Consider the following 19,859-nt stretch of genomic DNA (forward strand, 5'->3'; position numbering starts at 1 on the left):
TGAAGCGCACGCAGAGTGCGAGAAATTAGCTTGTTCAAGATTGCTGTTCTGGTTGGTGTAAGCCAACGGGAACGAAAACCGAATTTGTCTGGCGGCAATAGCGCGGTGGTCCCACCTGACCCCATGCCGAACTCAGCAGTGAAACGCCGTAGCGCCGATGGTAGTGTGGGGTCTCCCCATGTGAGAGTAGGGAACTGCCAGACATTAAATTAAAGACTTATTGCGAAGCGATAAGCAGCCGTTAGGCGAAAGAATAGTGGAGCGGTAGTTCAGTTGGTTAGAATACCTGCCTGTCACGCAGGGGGTCGCGGGTTCGAGTCCCGTCCGTTCCGCCACTTATTAAGCCCCGTGAGATTTCTCACGGGGCTTTTTACTATTTGTAAAATCAGTTTTGCTCTGCAATTTCTTTGCTCATGCTTTCCTTATTTAGCCGTTATAGTGAATGATAAAGAGGCATCTTGTAATATTCTATAAAGCACTCAAAAATGGTTAGTATACAGTCATTATAAGGGGGTTAGTCTTAACTTCATAAGATATAACATGATAGCTTTGATATACTACAAGCTATGTCGTTTCTAAACTTGTTAGAATACGGTTAACTTCTCATTTTTGTAGGGATTTAAAACGTGGCGAAAAGAACCTATTCTGTTAGATATATTGCAGGTCAACCCGCTAAACGTATCCAACCCATGCCTGTACATATGTTAGGAGAATCACTACCCGTCGGATTACCTTTATTTGCAGCAGGTGAAACCTTAGATGTTCTGACATGGAATATTTATAAGCAGCAACGTCCAAATTGGAAGATTGTGCTAGATGAGCTTGTTAAAGGTAAAAAGCTGATCCTACTGCAAGAAGCACAAATGTCCCCAGAGCTTGTTTCATTTGCGGCATCGCATCAATTAATTGCAGACCAAGTGCCTGCTTTGCCTTTCTCTCCGCATCCTGCTGGCGTAATGACACTTGCGACTTCTCATCCTATATATTGTTGTCCACTACGAGAAAAAGAGCCTTTATTGCGTTTAGCAAAATCTGCATTAATAACGGTGTATCCGCTGCCGAATGGAAAGCATCTGATGGTAGCGAATGTACATGCGATTAACTTTAGTTTTGGGGTCGATGTTTACACACGACAATTAAGTAAATTAGGTGACCACATTGCTAAACATGTTGGTCCTGTATTGCTAGCTGGTGACTTTAATGCTTGGAGTCGGCAAAGAGTGAATGCATTAAAACGCTTTGTGAGGAGTGTTGGGTTAAAAGAAGTTGGCTATGATCATGACCAACGAACTAAAGCCTTTGGAAGACCTTTAGATTATTTATTTTATAGAGGGCTGAAGGTAAAGGATAGCTACGTTACAAACACCGATGCTTCGGACCATAACCCGATTATAACTCAATTTGAACTCGTTTAGCTTTATTGGCGTTAACCGTCTCTTTTTCTAATTGTTATTTTCATCTTATACTTTAGTGGTATTCTTATTATGCAGAAGTGAGTTTAATATCTTCAACTCTTCTTTATAGCACTTTTCTCGATAGACTCGTTACCCCGATTAAGAAACCGGTTAGTAATAGCCAAGTTAATATTGATAAGAGCAAAAAATAGCTCCCCCATCCCGTTCATTGCTGCATCTCGAATCTTTTATCGTAAAGGTATCATTAAACCAATTACTGCCAATACAGAGACGATTTGGCTATTGATATTTGAGATAGGGATTAACGGCATATTGCGATTATAAAGAGATGTATAGAGCAATAGATAAGTAACACTATCTTATTATCCATAATATTGGAGATGAAAAAATTTTATAAGATGTATTATTTCATTGTTAAATTGTTGGTCGTTACAGAGGGGGTAATAAACAAATCTAAAAAAGAATATTATTATTTCATTAAGTGATAAATTATATGATTAATTATAATTAAATTGAGTCTCCATCGGTTGATATATTTATCATTGTGATTAATATATATTTTTTAAATTAACATTAATTGCCAAATATATGAGTGGCGAATTATTGAATATCAGCTATATTTACTTAGTCATACGCTGTCTATTTAAAAACTATTTAAATATAGGTGGTTAATAATATGAAAAATATCATAATAGTTGGTGGTGGGACAGGTGGTACAATGTTAGCCAACATTTTAGCTAGGAAATTAAATAGCGATATTTTTGCTAAGAAAATAAAAATAACATTAGTTACTGATAATCCTATTCATTATTACAAACCTGCCTTTATGTATATAGCATTTAATTTGTTTTTTAAAGATGAGCTAAGTCGTCATGAGCGTTCATTATTAAGGCCAGAAATAGATTTGGTTATCGATAAAATCGATGCATTTGATTTTAAAAATAAAGAGTTAAAATCACGTAGTGGTAAAGTTTTAAATTATGATTATCTTGTTATTGCAACAGGATGTGTTCCTAGACCGGATAGAATTGAAGGATTAAAAGAAATAGGTCATCATTTTTATGCTTATGATCCCGCGAGAAAATTAGCCGATCAATTATCTAAAATTGAAAAAGGTCGGATTTTTATAACGGTATCTTTTCCTGAAACACCGAATGTCCCTCATCAATGCGGTATTGCGCCCATGGAAACAACGCTTATGCTAGATGAATTTTTACGTAAGCGGCGTGTGAGAGATAATATTGAGATTGTCTATACTTACCCTACAGTATCTCAATTATTACGTAATTGTCTTTTCCTTCAACAACCTGTTTGTGAAGCGATTCCTGAAATTTTTAATATAAAGAATATTAAATCTCAACGTGGCTTTACTTTAAGTAAAGTTGACCCAGATAAAAAGGTCGCTTATTCAAAAGAAGGTGATGAACAGCCTTTTGATATTTTAATTAGTACGCCGCCAATTACTGCGGTAGAAGCCGTCGTGAATACAGGTTTAAGTGAACATAATAATGGTGAAGGTTGGTTGCCAACTGATCATGAAACGCTACAAGTTTACGGTACGGAAGGTGTCTATGTTATTGGTGATACTGTTGATTTACCCATAAGTAAGGCGGGTGGTAGCTGCCATAATCAGGCTGCAATTATCGCTGATAATATCGTTGGCGAATTGACTTACGGTTACCCAGCGGCAATTTATGACGGCCGAGTTCAAGCTGTTGCACAAATGGGGTTAAATGCAGGGATGCCTTTACAGTACGACTATAAACATGATGTGTTGCCGATACCTGCGACTAAAGTGGGGGGATTGCTCCGAAATGGTTTCAATAGGGGAATTTATTGGGCTGCTATTCGTGGATTAGTGTAGGAGGGTCATGATGATGTCAAATGAAAATACACAAGCGAAACTTATTGAATTACTTAATTCAGAGTCTGCGGATCATTTAGCTGAAAAAATTTCACCACTTCTACATTTAAAACGTTTGGACAATATTGTTGACCTGTTGTCTTTACTGTCTGACCTTGTGGATATTCTCGATTTAGGCACAGTTGAAAAATTAGCTAATTCATTTGAAGACACGTTAACGCCGGTTTGGGAGTTAGGAACAGCGTATAACATGGCTAAGATGGAAGCTATTTATGATAATAAAGATCAAAGTTTTCGTTCGGTTTATAGCTTATTAAAAGATCCAAATACATTACGGGGAGTGAGCATCCTATTAAGGACCTTGCAGATTATGGGGTCTAGGATACCTCAATCCAGTGACAAGTAATTTTAGGAGAGTGGTATGAGCTTAGATACAAAAAATGCATTTGATACTCGTATAATACACAGCTTTTATAACCAGAGGGAAAATAAAGGTTCATTAATACCACCTATATACCAAACTGCAACCTATTCGTTTAAAGATGCAGAAGAGGGAGCAGCTTGTTTTAGTGGTGAGAAAGAAGGTTTTATCTACACAAGAATTAATAACCCAACCTTAGATTTATTAGAAAAGAGAATTGCTGATTTAGAAGAGGGAGAAGCCGCGATTGTGTTTTCTTCAGGTATGGGGGCCATTACGTCAACTTTTTGGTCTTTAATGAATCCTGGGGATGAATTGTTGGTCGATATGACTGTTTATGGTTGTACTTATTCTTTCTTTCATCACGGATTGGAACGATTTGGTGTTCGTGTGCGTCATATTGATATGAGCAACCTTGAAACTGTAGCGCAATCAATCAGCGAAAATACGCGCATGATATTCTTTGAATCACCCGCTAACCCTGATATGCGTTTAGTGGATATAAAAGCCGTCAGTGAGCTAGCTAAAAAAAATAATATCATGGTCGTCGTGGATAATACGTATTGTACCCCTTACTTACAAAAGCCAATAACATTAGGTGTTGATATTGTTATTCACTCGCTGACTAAGTACATGAGTGGCCATGGTGATGTCGTCGCTGGCGCAGTGATTACGACAAAAGAGATAGCCAAACAAATTAGGTTAGTTGGCCTAAAAGATATGACAGGGGCATGTTTATCGCCACATGATGCGAGTTTGATTATACGCGGGATGAAAACGTTACCTATTCGCATGGAGCGTATAGTGAAAAATGCTCAGCGAATCGCACAATATTTAGAATCCCATCCGCAGATTGAGTTTGTGGTCTACCCTGGTTTAAATAGCTTTAAACAGTATGAATTGGCCTGCCGGCAGATGAAGCTGCCAGGTGGGATGATAGCATGCGAAATAAAAGGTGGGATTGAATCAGGTAAGCGTTTTTTAAACCGCTTAAATCTGTTTTCTCGGGCTGTAAGTTTAGGGGATTGTGAATCTCTAGCACAGCATCCCGCCAGTATGACTCATTCGACGTATACACCTGAAGAACGGTTATTTTATGGCATTAGTGATGGCTTAATTAGATTATCGATTGGGTTGGAAGACGTTAATGATTTGATAGCAGACCTTGATCAAGCTCTGCAATTAGAAAGTTAAAAGAAAACGCCCCTGAAGTTTAGCAGGGGCGTTATTTGATGTTGTGTTCTATTTAATGCGCTATGGTTAATTGTTATTTGTTTGGTTATGTTGGAATGAACGCATAATAAAATAGGCGACAGTGAGTATTACAACCCAAATACAGCCAACCAGTAAAGCCACTTGTGTTTCTTTAAAGAAGCCAAGTAATGCGATAACAAATACCATAAATGCAATTGTTATTGCAGGACCTATTGGCCAGAATGGCACTGGGAATTTAAGTTTCTTAACGTCTTCTTTGCTCATTTGTCGGCGCATCGCAACTTGTGAAAGCAAGATCATTAACCATACCCAGACAGTTGCAAAAGTCGCAATTGACGCAATAATCACGAAAATTCGTTCAGGTAGAAGGTAATTTAGATAGACACCGAGGAGCATGACAACGGACATCACAAGTACGGTCACCCAAGGTACACCATTGCGGGTGAGTTTAGTGAAAACTCTTGGGGCTTGTTTATCTTGAGCCATACCATACATCATTCGACCCGCACCAAAAATATCACTGTTAATGGCGGAAATCGCCGCGGTAATCACCACGATATTAAGTATGTTGGCAGCAGAAGCAATATTTAAGCTAGAAAAAATTTGTACGAATGGACTGCCATTTTGCCCGATTTGGTTCCATGGGTAGATGCACATTAAAATAAAGAGTGTTAATCCATAGAATAACAAGATACGAATCGGCACGGCATTGATTGCTTTCGGGATGGTTTTTTCTGGGTTTTGTGCTTCACTTGCTGTGATACCAATGACTTCAATACCACCAAATGCAAACATGACAATAGCTAAAGAAGCGATGACACCCGCGATGCCATTCGGCATGAAACCCCCGTGTTCCCAGAGGTTTTGAATACCAACAGCATGGTCAGTTTCTTTGCCAAAACCATAAAACATTAAGAACGCACCACCGACAATCATTGCAATGATCGCCGTGACTTTCACGATGGATAGCCAGAATTCTAGCTCGCCGAATATTTTAACGTGGCATAGGTTTAGTGCACCAATAAATAACACAATGCTTAGCACCCATATCCATTGGTCTACATGCGGGAACCAAAAGCCCATATACATACCGAAAGCGGTGATATCCGCTAGGCAGACAACAAGCATTTCGAAAACATAGTTCCAACCAGTTAAAAAGCCAGCTAGTGGGCCCATATAATGGCTTGCATAGTGGGAGAATGAGCCTGGAACAGGGTTATGAACAGCCATTTCACCGAGCGCGCGCATGACCATAAAAACGGCGGCCCCACCAATCATATAAGCAATTAAAACGGCTGGGCCTGCTGCTTGTATCGCTGACGCAGAACCATAAAACAGGCCGGTACCAATCGCTGACCCTAAAGCCATAAAGCGAATGTGTCTGACACTCAATCCCTTTCTGAGTTGATTTGTTTTACTACTTTGCATTTTGTTTCCTGTCTTAAAATTACCGAATATTGTTCCGGTTTTTTCTCTATTAGATGCACTTTGTTGAAACCAAGCTGATTACATTACCATAAAGCGTATGGTTCGCGGGATAGATATCTTGCAATATACGCGCCATACACCAAATTATATGAAGTTCACGAGGCGAAAAGATTTTGAACGAATAACGCGTGCAGTTGAATGGGACATTCTCGTTGTCGTCCGCATGCAACTTGCATGCGTTAGAGTATATAATACGCATGAAGCTGACAATGCTAGAGAGAATTATGAAATACCCAATTAATGAAATTTTTCAAACGTTACAAGGGGAAGGTGTGTTTACTGGCGTTCCCGCCGTATTTATTCGCTTACAAGGCTGTCCTGTGGGATGTAGCTGGTGTGATACAAAACATACTTGGGATAAAGACGCTGACAAAGAAACAACACTTGGCGATATCGTCGTGAAAACGATGGATACAGATTCATGGTCGTTGGCCAATAGCCATGAATTGATTGCTCTTATGCATAAGCAAGGGTATACGGCAAAACATATTGTCATTACGGGTGGCGAGCCATGTATTTATGACCTCGTACCTCTGACGACAGAATTAGAAAACCAAGGTTATCAATGCCAAATTGAAACCAGTGGTACGTATCCTATTCAATGTTCCAGTCAAACCTGGGTGACGGTGTCGCCAAAAGTGGCTATGAAAGGTGGGTTACAGGTACTGACGGAGTCAATCAATCGAGCGAATGAAATCAAGCATCCAGTTGCGCGTGAAAAAGATATTGAAGAGTTGGATAATTTATTATCAAAACGCACAGAAAAAAGTGCTGCGGTTGTTGCGTTACAGCCGATTAGCCAAAAAAGCGCAGCCACTAAGCTATGTATTGATACCTGTATTGCGCGAAATTGGCGACTTTCCATTCAAACACACAAATATCTCAATATCGCCTGATGTGCCGCGATGTTCACGGCATATCAGTGAATGACTATTCGCCGCGATAAATACATCCAGCATTACAGGTTTCTTTCACCGTTACGGCGCTTAATAAAGGTAATAGGGGTTTGGTTTTATGCCAAATCCAACTTGCCAAGACTTCACTGGTTGGGTTTTCGAGGCCTTCAATATCATTTAAATAATAGTGATCGAGCTGATCTAAAATTGGCTTAAACGCTTCTTTAACATCACTAAAATCAATTAGCCAGCCTGTTTTCTCATCGATTTCACCTGTGAGCTCTAGTCTCACCATGAAAGAATGTCCATGGAGGCGCCCGCATTTGTGACCTTCAGGAACATAAGGAAGCCTATGGGCTGCTTCAAAATGAAAATCTTTATAGATACTTGTTCTCATAACCAACTCCGTATAAATCAAAACGCAGTGTATTCTACTGAAATTTGTGCTCGGAGCATCTTATTTTATCGAATTATTGCTAACCATTTTTATGAGTATGATTCACTAGCTATTTTCATTAGGCTTTTTAGCTATTAGTTATGGCGATCGTTTCTTATCCCGTTTAGCAAGGGTGTTATAACCTGACAAACTATCGGGGTAGTAATTTTAGATAAGCAACTCTGGGGTTATAGAATAATGACAAAAAAACAGTCTCCCATATCGGCATTGCCAATATCGGTGGAACAACTTTCACGTTTGCAGACGGCTGTCGATGACTTTTCATCTCACCAACTCGCTTGGTTGTCTGGTTATTTGTGGGGAATGGTTAATCAAAATACAGTCACTAACGTGCCTATGAGTGCTGAAGTACCACAAGATGAAACTATTACGATTATTTCAGCTTCACAAACAGGGAATGCTCGACGTTTGTCTGAGCAACTGAGAGAACGACTCATAAGTGAAAAACTGAATGTCAACTTAGTTAACGCGGGAGATTATAAATTTAAACAAATCTCACAAGAAAAAGTGTTAGTCGTCGTAGCATCAACTCAAGGAGAGGGAGAGCCAGCCGAAGAAGCGGTTGCTTTATATAAGTACTTGCATTCTAAAAAGGCACCCAATTTGAGTGGTACGGTATATGCTGTTTTTGCTTTAGGTGATTCTTCTTATGAAAAGTTTTGCCAAGCAGGGAAAGATTTTGATACTCAATTATCGCAATTAGGCGCGACATCATTACTTGAGAGGATTGATGCCGATGTCGAGTATCAATCCATCGCTGAAGCATGGATTGAGGATTTGACGCAGCGCCTTAAAGAGCGAGTGCCTACGCAAAGTGATCAGCAATTGGTGGTAACCCAAGTGGGCAGTGTTGATGAAATACATTCATCGCCTTATACAAAGACAGCGCCTCTGACCGCGTCATTACTCGTCAATCAAAAAATTACTGGGCGTGGATCGCTAAAAGATGTTCGTCATATTGAAATCGACCTTGGCGATTCAGGGTTACGTTATCAACCGGGAGATGCTCTCGGTGTGTGGTTCGATAATGATTCAGCCCTTGTCGATGAATTGATAGGCTTATTATGGCTGACAGGTGATGAACAAGTTCAGGTGGCTGAACAATCATATCCATTACGTGATGCATTGATACACCATTTAGAGCTGACTCAAAACACACATCTAATTGTTGAAAAATATGCCAATCTAGCAAAAGACGATGCATTACTTGGTTTGATCAGCGATAAACAAGCACTGTTACATTACGCTCAGACAACCCCTATTGTTGATATGGTTAGGCAGGCTGCTTCTCAGCCGACAGCCCAAGAGTTTGTTGATATTCTTCGGCCGATTACTCCAAGACTGTATTCAATTGCCTCTTCACAAGCGGAAACAGAGGATGAAGTACATGTCACTGTAGGGGTTGTACGTTATGACATTGATGGACGAGCTCGAACGGGTGGCGCTTCTGGTTTTTTAGCTGATCGCCTTAAAGAAGGTGACGAGGTACGTATATTCATTGAACATAATGATAACTTTCGCCTTCCAGCTGACACCTCGAAACCCGTCATTATGATAGGCCCAGGAACCGGTATCGCTCCATTTAGAGCCTTTATGCAGCAACGTGATAATGAACAAGCGACAGGTAAAAACTGGTTGTTTTTTGGTAATCCTCACTTTGTTGAAGATTTTCTCTATCAAGTGGAATGGCAGCGCTATGTCAAAGATGGCTTATTGACCAACATTTCATTAGCTTGGTCTCGAGATCAAGCCCAAAAAGTTTATGTACAGGATAAGTTACGCGAACAAGGGGAAGAGGTATGGCGCTGGATTGAAGATGGCGCACATATTTACGTCTGCGGCGATGCGAATCACATGGCACGTGATGTGGAACATGCGTTGTTGGATATTATTAGCCAATACGGCAACATGGATAGTGAATCGGCAGATGAGTTTTTGAGTGAGCTGCGCGTAGAGCGCCGGTATCAGAGGGATGTCTACTAATGAGCGATAAAAAATACGGGCCTTTGGTCGTAGAAGGCAAACTGGCTGATAGTGAGCGTATGAAAAATAATAGTCATTATCTGCGTGGAACTATCAAAGAAGACCTTAAAAATGGGCTGAGTGGGGGTTTTGAGGGGGATAACTTTCTGCTCATTCGCTTCCACGGTATGTATCAGCAAGATGATCGCGATATTCGCGCGGAACGGGCGGAGCAAAAATTAGAACCTCGCCATGCAATGATGCTACGCTGCCGATTACCTGGTGGAATTATTACGCCGAAGCAATGGTTGGACATCGATAGATTCGCCTCTGAGCATACGTTGTACGGTAGTGTGCGTATTACTAATCGGCAGACCTTTCAATTTCATGGCATTTTAAAAGGGGATGTCAAGCCAGCGCATCAGATGTTACATCACGTCGGGTTGGATGCCTTAGCAACGGCCAATGATGTCAACCGTAATGTGTTATGTACATCTAACCCTGTGCAGTCTGAGTTGCATCAGCAGGCGTATGAATGGGCAAAAAAAATATCGGAGCATCTATTGCCTAAAACCAATGCTTATGCGGAGATTTGGCTTGATAAAGAGAAAGTCGCAACCACAGATGAAGAGCCTATATTAGGGAAAACCTATTTACCGAGAAAATTCAAAACATCGGTAGTGATCCCACCCTTAAATGATGTAGATCTACATGCTAACGACATGAACTTCGTGGCGATCGCTGAAAATGGTGAGCTTATCGGTTTTAACGTACTGGTTGGTGGTGGTCTAGCCATGACTCATGGTGATACAGCGACTTTTCCACGGTTAGCCAGTGAGTTCGGGTTTATTTATTTGAAGGATACGTTAGCTGTTGCGGAAGCGATTGTGACGACTCAGCGCGACTGGGGAAATCGTACTGAACGTAAAAACGCCAAAACAAAATACACTCTTGAACGGGTTGGTGTAGAAACATTTAAGCAAGAAGTAGAACGGCGTTCGGGAGTGACATTTGAAACCATTAGGCCTTATCAATTTACTCAACGTGGTGATCAAATTGGTTGGCTAAAAGGGATAGATAATCATTGGCATTTAACGTTATTTATTGAAAATGGCCGCCTGATTGATTTACCTAATAAGCCCTTAAAGACAGGTATAGCAGAAATTGCAAAAATTCATCAAGGGGATTTTCGTTTAACGGCAAACCAAAATTTAATTGTTGCTGGTGTACCTGAAACGGAAAAAGCCCGTATTGAGGCGATTGCCCGTGAACATGGTTTGATGAGTGCAGAAGTGACTGCGCAGCGTGAAAACTCAATGGCTTGTGTTTCTTTCCCAACGTGTCCACTGGCGATGGCAGAGGCCGAGCGTTTTTTACCTGAATTTGTCACTGAGGTTGAAAAAATCATGCAATCACACGGCATTGGTGATGAGCATATTGTTTTACGCGTTACGGGGTGCCCAAATGGATGTGGTCGAGCAATGCTGGCGGAAGTTGGGCTCGTGGGTAAAGCACTCGACAGATACAATTTACATTTAGGGGGAAACCGGATTGGTACTCGCATTCCTCGTATGTATCGTGAAAACATTAGTTCAGCCGAAATTTTATCTCTTTTAGATACCTTGATTGGTGATTGGGCTAGAGGGCGTCAAGCACAAGAAGGATTTGGTGATTTCTTAATACGCACGGATGTGGTGAAGCCGGTGCTGAACTCTGCGGTTGATTTCTATGAGGTTAAGGAGGCCGTATGAGCCAGCTTGAACTCGCTGAGGTATTAAAATTAGACAAAGCAGAACAAGACGAGTATTTATCTGCATTTAATACCCAGTTAGAAAAATATGATGCTATCAAACGAATCGAATGGGCAATGAACCATTTACCTACAGCGTTTGTATTGTCATCGAGTTTTGGAATACAAGCCGCTTTAACGCTACATATGGTCACTCAAGTCATTCCTGATATTCCAGTGATCCTCACCGATACAGGGTATCTTTTCCCTGAAACCTATCGTTTTATTGAGGAATTGACGGAAAGGCTGAGGTTAAATTTGCATGTTTACCGTTCGCCATTGTCTCCTGCTTGGCAAGAGGCTGTTTATGGGCGCTTATGGGAACAAGGACTATCAGGAATCGAGCAATATAATCAAATCAATAAAGTTGAGCCGATGAACCGTGCTTTGCAGGAATTGAAAGCACAAAGCTGGTTTTCTGGATTACGTAGAGAGCAGTCGGCGAGTCGTGCTATGTTGCCGGTATTGAATATAGGTAAAGGAATATTTAAAGTCTTACCTGTTATTGATTGGAATAATCGGCAAGTACATGAGTATCTGACACAGCATAACCTACCTTATCATCCATTGTGGGAACAAGGATATTTGTCCGTGGGGGATACCCACACCACTCGAAAATGGGAACCGGGTATGAGTGAAGAAGAAACCCGCTTCTTTGGTTTAAAGAGAGAATGTGGGCTTCATGAAGGTTAAGCGATATCAATATATTGAGTGGCTGACTACTAAATTAGCCACTCAATATCATCATTAATCTATTCTAGAATAAGTATTTAAATCTCACTCTTGTGCCGTAACGATCTTTGTCGCTATTTTTCACTTCAATATCTTTTCCATCAATGACTGAATAGTATGCCCCGATATAAATTTTAAAATTATTCATATCAAGTATATCCGGTAACTCATAAGAGGTATAAAGGGTATGAATATCATATTTGCCAGGACCAAAGATGACTTCATTATCAATATTGTTATCATAATTTAATGCATAGGATTTGATGTCATTATGAGCGTAGATATACCCTAACTGTAAACGACGCCATAGAATATTTGCACCTGTCGTAAAATCAGTTTCATGACTGGCATCTAAATAGGCGGTATTCCAATTTATCGTCAAGCCATTGGTTGGATCATTTTTTAAATTATTCCAGCCCAATGTTAAGCCATAGCCATTGCGTTTAGACTGATCTTTAAATTGGCCTGTGTTTTTATCTTCATAACCATAGGCATTATTCACGATATTGCTTTCTAGCGCAGCAGCAATTTTAAAGCTATCTTTTTCCCAAGCGATAACAGGACGGACATAGACAACATTCTTTTTATTAATCAGTTTTCGTCCGTGGTACTCACTATTGCTAAAGATACTGGTACCATCTTCAATAAGCAGGTTTGTTTCGAAATACCAATTGTCATATTTCGTATTAAACATCATGCTGCCGCCGCTATTGGTTCTTCCTCGACCTTCTTTCATCATATAAATGTAGCCAAACCCATCGCTATAGGTGTCATTGGCGGTATTGCCTGAATACTCAACAAAGGTATCTTGATTTAATGGGAACATATCATAGGCTTCATAGCGACCGAGCTTTATTTGCCAACTCTCTTTTTTACCAAAATGAAATTCAGCATCATCTAAGCTCACATCTCCATCAATTTTAGCGAGAGGTTGGACAGAAAAACCCGCATAGTTTTTATTATCTAATACTCGTTCACCATCTAAACCGATTAGAATTCGTCCATTGATTCCCCATTTATCATAGTCACCAAAATCTTTGTCTTTTCCTGCTTGGGTATTAATTGAAGTAAGTTGTCCTTTTTTACTAGCAATATCTGTATTAAATTCGACATCACCATACAACTTAAGGGTTCCATATTGACTATTGGTTTCAATTAAATTAGGCGCTTCAGGTGTTTTTTTAGTCACTATTTGTTGGTCATTAGCTGGTTGACTAATCGTAGCATTATTCTTTAATACATTTTCTAAATGGGCAGCTTTTTGTTCAGCAAGTTCGGCTCTTTTTTCAGCTGCAAGGGTTCGTTGTTCTAATAGGGCTAAACGTTGTTCTATTGATAGAGAGTTTGTATTAGCTAAGGTTATTGTTGGTACAGTTAATCCCAAGCTAATAGCAATAGCGAGTAGTTTCATATTCATTCTTTATTCCTTTTATACCTAAGTGGGAAATATATTTCCCACTTGATATTTTATTATTGGAGTAGTGTCTGTATATCTATTTCAGTCAATGAATTTACTTCCAGATCTGCTTCGGGTAATAACCCTTCAGCGATAATACCAATAGCATAAATCCCTGCTTTCTTTAGAGATTGTATTCCTGCTATTGAATCTTCAAAGCCAACACAAAATTCTACGGGGACATGAATAAGTTGTGCTGCCTTTAAAAATATTTCTGGGTCAGGCTTTCCTTTTGCTAAGGATTTAGGGTCAACAATAGCTTGAAAATAACTATCAATATTTAATTTCTTTAATATTGTTGGTGCATTCTGAGATGCTGAAGCGATAACACAAGGAATATTGTATTGATAGGCCTGTTCAATTAATTCTAACACACCAGGTAAAATATCTTTTGGCGTAATGTTATCCAATAACTTCACATAGTAGTTATTTTTTCTTTCTGATAATTCACTTTTCTCTTGAGCAGAAAAAAGGTTTTGCTTATTACCATAATTTAATATTTTATCTAATGATTCTGTTCGGCTAATACCTTTTAAGGTTTGATTGAACTCTTCATTAATGTCAATACCAATTTCATTCGCTAATTTCTTCCATGCTAAATAGTGATAGCCAGCAGTATCCACAATAACGCCATCTAAATCGAATATCAGACCTTTAACCATTAGTTTTATCCTCATTGAAGTTTAAACAAAAAGCCGTGTTATCAATAAGGTGATATTGATGATGATTAATGGATATTATGCAGGCTTTATCGCTCGTAACAGTAATGTCATTATGAGTTAGGTTAATGTGATACAAAACATTTTGATGGTTTAGATGGAAACTCAGTCTCTGCCATTGGTTTGGCAATGATGGTGTAATATTGAGAGTATCTTGACGAATATCCACACCCGCATAAGCCATAATCGTGGTATTTAACGTTGCGGCCATGACACCGGTATGAATTCCTTCAGCAGTTGTTCCACCTTGAATATCATTGTAGTCTGAATGTAAGGCATCCTGATAAAGTTTCCATGACAGGTCATGTCTTTGTATTTGTTCGGCTAAATAGGCATGAACAATACGAGATAACGTTGAACCATGAGACGTTCGTTCAAGATAATACTGAAGGTTTTTTTCAGCGAAATCGTCAGACAATGAGTAGCCTAGAGACTCAATTAAGAATTTGACGGTCGCTTTATCTAGATTATTAAATAACATCAGCGTATCGGCTTGTTTAGCGACTTTAAAATCATCGGCTGACTTATTTTCTTTACGCAATATTCGATCCATACGATAAATATTGCCATATTTTTGGCGATAGCTTTCCCAATCCAATTCATTCAACGAAAAGTAACCTGAAAATTGTTCAATCACTTCATCTTGATTAAGCGTAACGGCCAGTTGGGTTCTAATATGGTTAAGTTGCTGGATGAGATCTGCATCAAAGCCCAATTCAGTGAATTTATGGGTAAAGTGGCTATTGCTATACAGTGTCACTATTTCATTAAATAGCCATGCGACCATTAAATTGGTATAGGCATTATCTTTTAAACCACCTTCTTGTGAGTCAGAATATTTTTCATGGAATTCATCAGGTCCCATAACGCCACTAATATGAAAACGCTGATCTCGTTCATCAAATTGGCATAGGCTTACCCAAAATAAGGTAATTTCATTGAGTAATTCTAAACCGTAATCCGCCATAAATTGATGATCAAGAGTATTGCGCCAATATAGCCAGACGTTGTAAGCAATCGCTAATGAAACATGGCGTTGACGGCAACTATGATCCGGATCCCATTGTCCAGAGAGTGGATTGAGATGTAGCACTTGTGTTTGTTCACTACCATCATGCCCTGATTGCCATGGGAACATGGCTCCTTGAAAACCTGCCGCTTTGGCTGCTGAACGCGCCGTTTCTAAACGATGATAGCGATAGAGTAAAAGTTGGCGAGCGGTGTTAGGAAAATGCATGATATAAAAAGGCAGTATGAAAATTTCATCCCAGAAAATATGCCCTCTATAGGCTTCGCCGTGTAAGCCTCTTGCTGTTACAGATACATCTAATTGATGTTTTTCATTACTAAATGGTGAAGCCGATGCAAGCAGATGGTAGGTATGTAAACGCAACAATTTTTGTGTCATTAAATCGCCTGAAACAACAATATCAGCGCTATTCCATAAGCTTGCCCATGCTTGTTTAGTCTCTAATAATTGCGCTTTTAAGGTAGGAAGTTGCCAGTTTACAATTTCATGCCAATGATGTGGGTAGGCGGTAGAGGTTGTCATAGCAACACATTTTTCTAATGTATAGCTGATATTTTGTTTGGCATTAAAAGTAATTGTTTGATCAACCACGGATTCAGAAACATGGCAAACAATGTCTTTGTCTGTAAAAAAATCACCATAAATATTTGAGGTCAAACCTATCCCTATTTTTGACTGATTTGTTTCTGCTAATAGGTAAGCTGTTTGTTGTTTTGCACCTGTTTTTAACACATGGTAATGATGTTGATTAAGACTACGATAACGTTCCACTCCGGCGTTAACCGTATTTCCTTCTAATCTGGTGACTACGGTTATTTCGGCGGAGAAATTTAATGGCGTAAATTGGTAGTGAAGACAATAGTGGGACATATCCGCCATATTGGTAAACTTGAAGCAGCGAATATTCAATCGTTTTCCATCCGCGGTTTCAATCAGCCAATCAGATGACATCACTCCGGTTTTCATGTCTAAATGACGGGTGAGGCGGTGAGTCGTTACGTTATTAGGATGAATATAATCAGAGTCACCGATTCTAAGGGAGATAAATTGTCCATTCGGCGCATTAACGAAATCTTCATTGATAACTTGATGATCACCTATTTGGGATGTTGCTTGATTATATAATCCTGCCACATAGGTTGCTGGGTAGTAATTTTCGCTGGCGGTCATTTCAGGTAATGTGCCGCGTAGTCCGATATAACCATTTGCAACAGTCAATAGTGACTCTTGGCAATATTCATCTTTACCTGACGTTAGCCCTGAATATTCGATAGACCATGTAAATTCATTTTCTTTATCAGCTAATTTTTCCGCTATATTCGTTAACTGATTTAATGAGTTCGTTTTTTCTATAATAAAGGGAGAGTTAAACGTCTCAGAGAAAAAGTTTGCTAAGTTAATTGTTTTATTATCTTTTGTTTTAATAATAGCATTTTTTTCAGCATCCTGATCAAAAGGAGGAGCTATAATACCTCCATGCATCAGAGGAAAGTCATTTTTTATTTTCTCAACAACGTTTAACCAGTCATGATAAGTATTATTTAAAAAATCAAATGAGTAATATTGTTTTTTATTTTTGTCTTCAACAGACACGCTGATATCTGAAAAAATAATAAGTAAGTAATTCATAATAAACCTTAAATTTAATGATACATTAATTAGCTTGTAGCGTGCCTTTTCTTTCTTTATAGCGATAGGCAATAACCGTTAACCCAATCGGAACGATAATAGAAACAATCATGGCAAATAGATAAACTAACCAATAAGTAGGCTGTATCGATAAAATGCCAGGTAAACCACCAACGCCAATACCATTTGATAACACATGATTTAAACCGCAAATCAACCCCGCAAGCGCGGATCCAATCATTGCGCATAGCATTGGAAATCCATATTTTAAGTTAACCCCATACATGGCGGGTTCAGTGACACCTAAATAAGCCGAGATAGCCGCAGGAATAGTAATTTCATGTTCATTGACTTTACGACTGACAATGATAATACCAACAACCGCAGATGCTTGGGCAATATTAGAGAGCGCAATAATTGGCCAAATAGGTGTACCGCCATAGCTCTGAGTCATTTGTAGATCAATGGCTAAGGTTGTGTGATGTAATCCGGTAATCACCATTGGCGAATAGAAGAAACCAAAGATAGCAGAGCCAATAGGGGCGAAGTCACCTAACATTAATAATTTGATTATTTCAGCGATACCATTACCGATCCCTCTGCCTATTGGGCCTAAAATAACATGGGCAACAAAAACAGAAACAATTAGGGTAACGATTGGAACAATAACCAATTTTAAATAATCGGGGATATAACGGCGTAAGCGGGTTTCAAACCAACCTAAAAATAATCCAGCCAAAATAGAAGGAATGACTTGAGCTTGATAGCCTACTTTCGCAATGGTAAATAATCCAAAGTTCCAAATATCAGGCACTTGGGAACCTAAATTATAGGCATTCATCAGCTGAGGTGACACTAATGTAATACCAAGTACTAAACCGAGAGCTGGGGTACCCCCCATTTTTTTAGTGCTAGACCAACAAATACTCACGGGTAAAAAATGGAATATCGCTTCACAAGGTAACCATAGAAATTCATAGATAGGTTGTAGCCAAGGATAAAAATAGGTTAATGGTTTATTTTCTGATATCGGCATTTCACCGATGACATTGCGTAAACCTAAAAGTAAGCCCCCACAAATTAAAATTGGTAATAAAGGAACAAATATTTCGGCCAAATTAGCTATCAGCCTTTGCCAAAAGCTCATGTTTTTTTTGGCGTCAGATTTGACCTCATCTTTGCTTTTTGTTTTTAACTCTAAACAATTAGAAAGTGTTTTATAGTAGCTTTCAACTTCTATACCAATAATAACTTGAAATTGACCTGCATTATTAAAACAGCCTTTAACAAAAGGAATTTGTTTTATTTTATCTATATCAGCAAGATTGGGATCATTAAGGACAAAGCGTAACCTTGTTAAGCAGTGAGAAACACTAATGATATTATTTTTACCGCCAATCAGCACAATAAGCTCTTCAATGGCTTTTAAATCTTTGGCACTAGACATATTCATTTTCTCGTGATGGTTTCGTTTTTTTTAATATATATCGTTATTTGACTTATTCAACCGGGAGCGTTCCCATAACTAGACGATGATCACATGTCATAATCATTAATTATTGAAAATTATTAATTTAAGCTGTCGCTAGAAATAATGATTTTTTGAGGGGGAATTGTTTCTTTTTGCATTTTGATCAATATATTAGCTGCTTCTTTCCCACTTTCTCTAAAACCTAAACGGTAAAACTTAGTTTGAGGAAATAAAAATGTCAGTAAGTCGTTGCGACCAATACAGGCAACATCAATATGCGTCATTTTTTGTTCAGACAAATATTTTTGAACGCCAAATGCTAAAGAATCTGTTGCGCATAAGATAGCTTGTGGGGATGTCGTGACTATTTCTTTAGCGAGCAGGTAACCACTTTGATAATTTAGCTCACCTAGACGTGCATGAGGGGTTAAATGATGCTGTTCGCAATATTGTAAGTAGGATTGATAACGAAGTAAGCCCGTTGTTTCATCATGAATATTGATCCCAACATAACTGATTTTGTCATGTTTTTTTTGTCCATGAAAATAATGCATTAAGTTTTTAACTGCATTGTCATCGTCGTGACAGATTGAAACAAACCCTTCTAATGGTCGTGCAATGACCACCATTTTTTGCTTCCACTCGACCAATTTATTGGTATCTATACCTGAAAAAGCGAAGAGCACAATACCGTCAACTTTTTGACGAGCAAGCATTTTCAAATGTTCTTCTATTTTCTCTTGCTTAAACTGGGTTTCTAAAATAATCGGGTCGATATTATTTTCATAGAAAATAGGTAGCATGGAGCTGACAGCTTGGTTTTCTGCATAAGAATCTAGACGAGTCATGATGATGCCAAAAGAACGATTTGAGTATCCTCGCATCGCACGAGCCGATTTTGATGGCGTAAATTGATATTTTTTGATTATTTGATTAACTTTTTGTCGAGTTTCTTCATTAACCATTGGATCTTGATTAATGACACGTGAAACCGTTGATTTACCTACACCGCACAATTTTGCTATATCATTGATGGTTAATTTTTTTTTATCAGTATTTATCATGATGTTTCGTCTTAATTGGCTGAATACTTATAAAGGCTAAATAATTTATATTTTTGTTCTATTGATGATCTTAGTCTAACTCATTTTTTTCAAGATATTTGTATAAAAGAAGCGATCAACATCCGTTATCACCCTTCTCCGTATTCACTGACGTATTTGGTCTCTGCCATTGACTCAGTAATGACTTATTCCTTTGCGTTACATCTAATGAATTTTTGGCATTTCATAACCCAACTTGCACGCCATATAGT

15 protein-coding genes, 1 tRNA gene and 1 rRNA gene are annotated in these 19,859 nt (G+C 38.8%); 10 read left to right on the forward strand and 7 right to left on the reverse strand.

Features of this window, described 5'->3' with window-relative positions:
• Nucleotides 1-87: 87 nt before the first annotated feature.
• The 6 genes from rrf (at nt 88) to megL (ending at nt 4,894) form a co-directional block, all read left to right on the forward strand.
• Nucleotides 88-203: ribosomal RNA gene (rrf, locus tag ACWPW6_RS04775) — 5S ribosomal RNA — on the forward strand.
• Between the two features lie 55 nt (nt 204-258).
• A tRNA-Asp gene (locus ACWPW6_RS04780) sits at nt 259-335 on the forward strand.
• 291 nt (nt 336-626) lie between these two features.
• Nucleotides 627-1,415 (forward strand): endonuclease/exonuclease/phosphatase family protein, encoded by a 789-nt coding sequence (locus ACWPW6_RS04785; RefSeq protein WP_163860776.1) that lies wholly within the window; start codon nt 627-629, stop codon nt 1,413-1,415.
• Between the two features lie 676 nt (nt 1,416-2,091).
• Entirely contained in the window at nt 2,092-3,279 is a 1,188-nt protein-coding gene (locus tag ACWPW6_RS04790) for an NAD(P)/FAD-dependent oxidoreductase (protein WP_154635562.1), read from the forward strand.
• A gap of 13 nt (nt 3,280-3,292) precedes the next feature.
• Nucleotides 3,293-3,685, forward strand: a complete 393-nt coding sequence (locus ACWPW6_RS04795; RefSeq protein ID WP_154623490.1) for a hypothetical protein — start codon at nt 3,293-3,295, stop codon at nt 3,683-3,685.
• Between the two features lie 15 nt (nt 3,686-3,700).
• Nucleotides 3,701-4,894, forward strand: a complete 1,194-nt coding sequence (megL, locus tag ACWPW6_RS04800) for a methionine gamma-lyase (RefSeq protein ID WP_154623488.1) — start codon at nt 3,701-3,703, stop codon at nt 4,892-4,894.
• Nucleotides 4,895-4,960: 66 nt separating this feature from the next.
• Here megL and ACWPW6_RS04805 read toward each other — a convergent pair whose 3' ends face one another.
• Nucleotides 4,961-6,343: an amino acid permease gene (locus ACWPW6_RS04805; protein WP_250000066.1), complete on the reverse strand. Its 1,383-nt coding sequence runs from the start codon at nt 6,341-6,343 to the stop codon at nt 4,961-4,963.
• 284 nt (nt 6,344-6,627) lie between these two features.
• Here ACWPW6_RS04805 and queE point away from each other — a divergent pair, with 284 nt between their 5' ends.
• Nucleotides 6,628-7,299 (forward strand): 7-carboxy-7-deazaguanine synthase QueE, encoded by a 672-nt coding sequence (queE, locus tag ACWPW6_RS04810; protein WP_154623486.1) that lies wholly within the window; start codon nt 6,628-6,630, stop codon nt 7,297-7,299.
• 34 nt (nt 7,300-7,333) lie between these two features.
• Here the strand turns inward: queE and queD are convergent, their stop codons facing one another.
• Nucleotides 7,334-7,696, reverse strand: a complete 363-nt coding sequence (queD, locus tag ACWPW6_RS04815) for a 6-carboxytetrahydropterin synthase QueD (RefSeq protein WP_154623485.1) — start codon at nt 7,694-7,696, stop codon at nt 7,334-7,336.
• A 237-nt stretch (nt 7,697-7,933) separates the two neighbouring features.
• On the opposite strand from queD, the gene cysJ reads away from it, so the two are divergent.
• Genes cysJ through ACWPW6_RS04830 form a run of 3 tightly spaced genes read left to right on the forward strand, consistent with a single transcriptional unit; the run spans nt 7,934 to nt 12,200 of the window.
• Nucleotides 7,934-9,739: an NADPH-dependent assimilatory sulfite reductase flavoprotein subunit gene (gene cysJ, locus ACWPW6_RS04820; protein ID WP_250000068.1), complete on the forward strand. Its 1,806-nt coding sequence runs from the start codon at nt 7,934-7,936 to the stop codon at nt 9,737-9,739.
• A complete protein-coding gene (cysI, locus tag ACWPW6_RS04825; protein ID WP_163860778.1) occupies nt 9,739-11,469 on the forward strand; it encodes an assimilatory sulfite reductase (NADPH) hemoprotein subunit in 1,731 nt (576 codons plus the stop codon). Before cysJ ends, cysI begins: the two co-directional genes overlap by 1 nt.
• Nucleotides 11,466-12,200, forward strand: a complete 735-nt coding sequence (locus ACWPW6_RS04830; RefSeq protein ID WP_163860779.1) for a phosphoadenylyl-sulfate reductase — start codon at nt 11,466-11,468, stop codon at nt 12,198-12,200. The genes cysI and ACWPW6_RS04830 overlap by 4 nt, the downstream gene beginning before the upstream one ends.
• Nucleotides 12,201-12,264: 64 nt before the next feature.
• Here ACWPW6_RS04830 and ACWPW6_RS04835 read toward each other — a convergent pair whose 3' ends face one another.
• The 5 genes from ACWPW6_RS04835 to treR all read right to left on the reverse strand — a co-directional run bounded on the left by ACWPW6_RS04835 (nt 12,265) and on the right by treR (nt 19,608).
• Nucleotides 12,265-13,656, reverse strand: a complete 1,392-nt coding sequence (locus ACWPW6_RS04835; RefSeq protein WP_250000071.1) for a carbohydrate porin — start codon at nt 13,654-13,656, stop codon at nt 12,265-12,267.
• A 53-nt stretch (nt 13,657-13,709) separates the two neighbouring features.
• Entirely contained in the window at nt 13,710-14,357 is a 648-nt protein-coding gene (gene pgmB / locus ACWPW6_RS04840; RefSeq protein ID WP_250000074.1) for a beta-phosphoglucomutase, read from the reverse strand.
• On the reverse strand, nt 14,350-17,073 hold the full coding sequence (locus tag ACWPW6_RS04845; RefSeq protein ID WP_250000076.1) for a glycoside hydrolase family 65 protein: 2,724 nt from the start codon (nt 17,071-17,073) through the stop codon (nt 14,350-14,352). The genes pgmB and ACWPW6_RS04845 overlap by 8 nt, the downstream gene beginning before the upstream one ends.
• 25 nt (nt 17,074-17,098) lie before the next feature.
• On the reverse strand, nt 17,099-18,520 hold the full coding sequence (treB, locus tag ACWPW6_RS04850) for a PTS trehalose transporter subunit IIBC (RefSeq protein WP_196714200.1): 1,422 nt from the start codon (nt 18,518-18,520) through the stop codon (nt 17,099-17,101).
• Nucleotides 18,521-18,642: 122 nt separating this feature from the next.
• On the reverse strand, nt 18,643-19,608 hold the full coding sequence (gene treR / locus ACWPW6_RS04855; RefSeq protein WP_154622372.1) for a trehalose operon repressor TreR: 966 nt from the start codon (nt 19,606-19,608) through the stop codon (nt 18,643-18,645).
• Nucleotides 19,609-19,859 lie beyond the last annotated feature (251 nt).

Source organism: Providencia sp. Marseille-Q8014, from assembly GCF_965112055.1.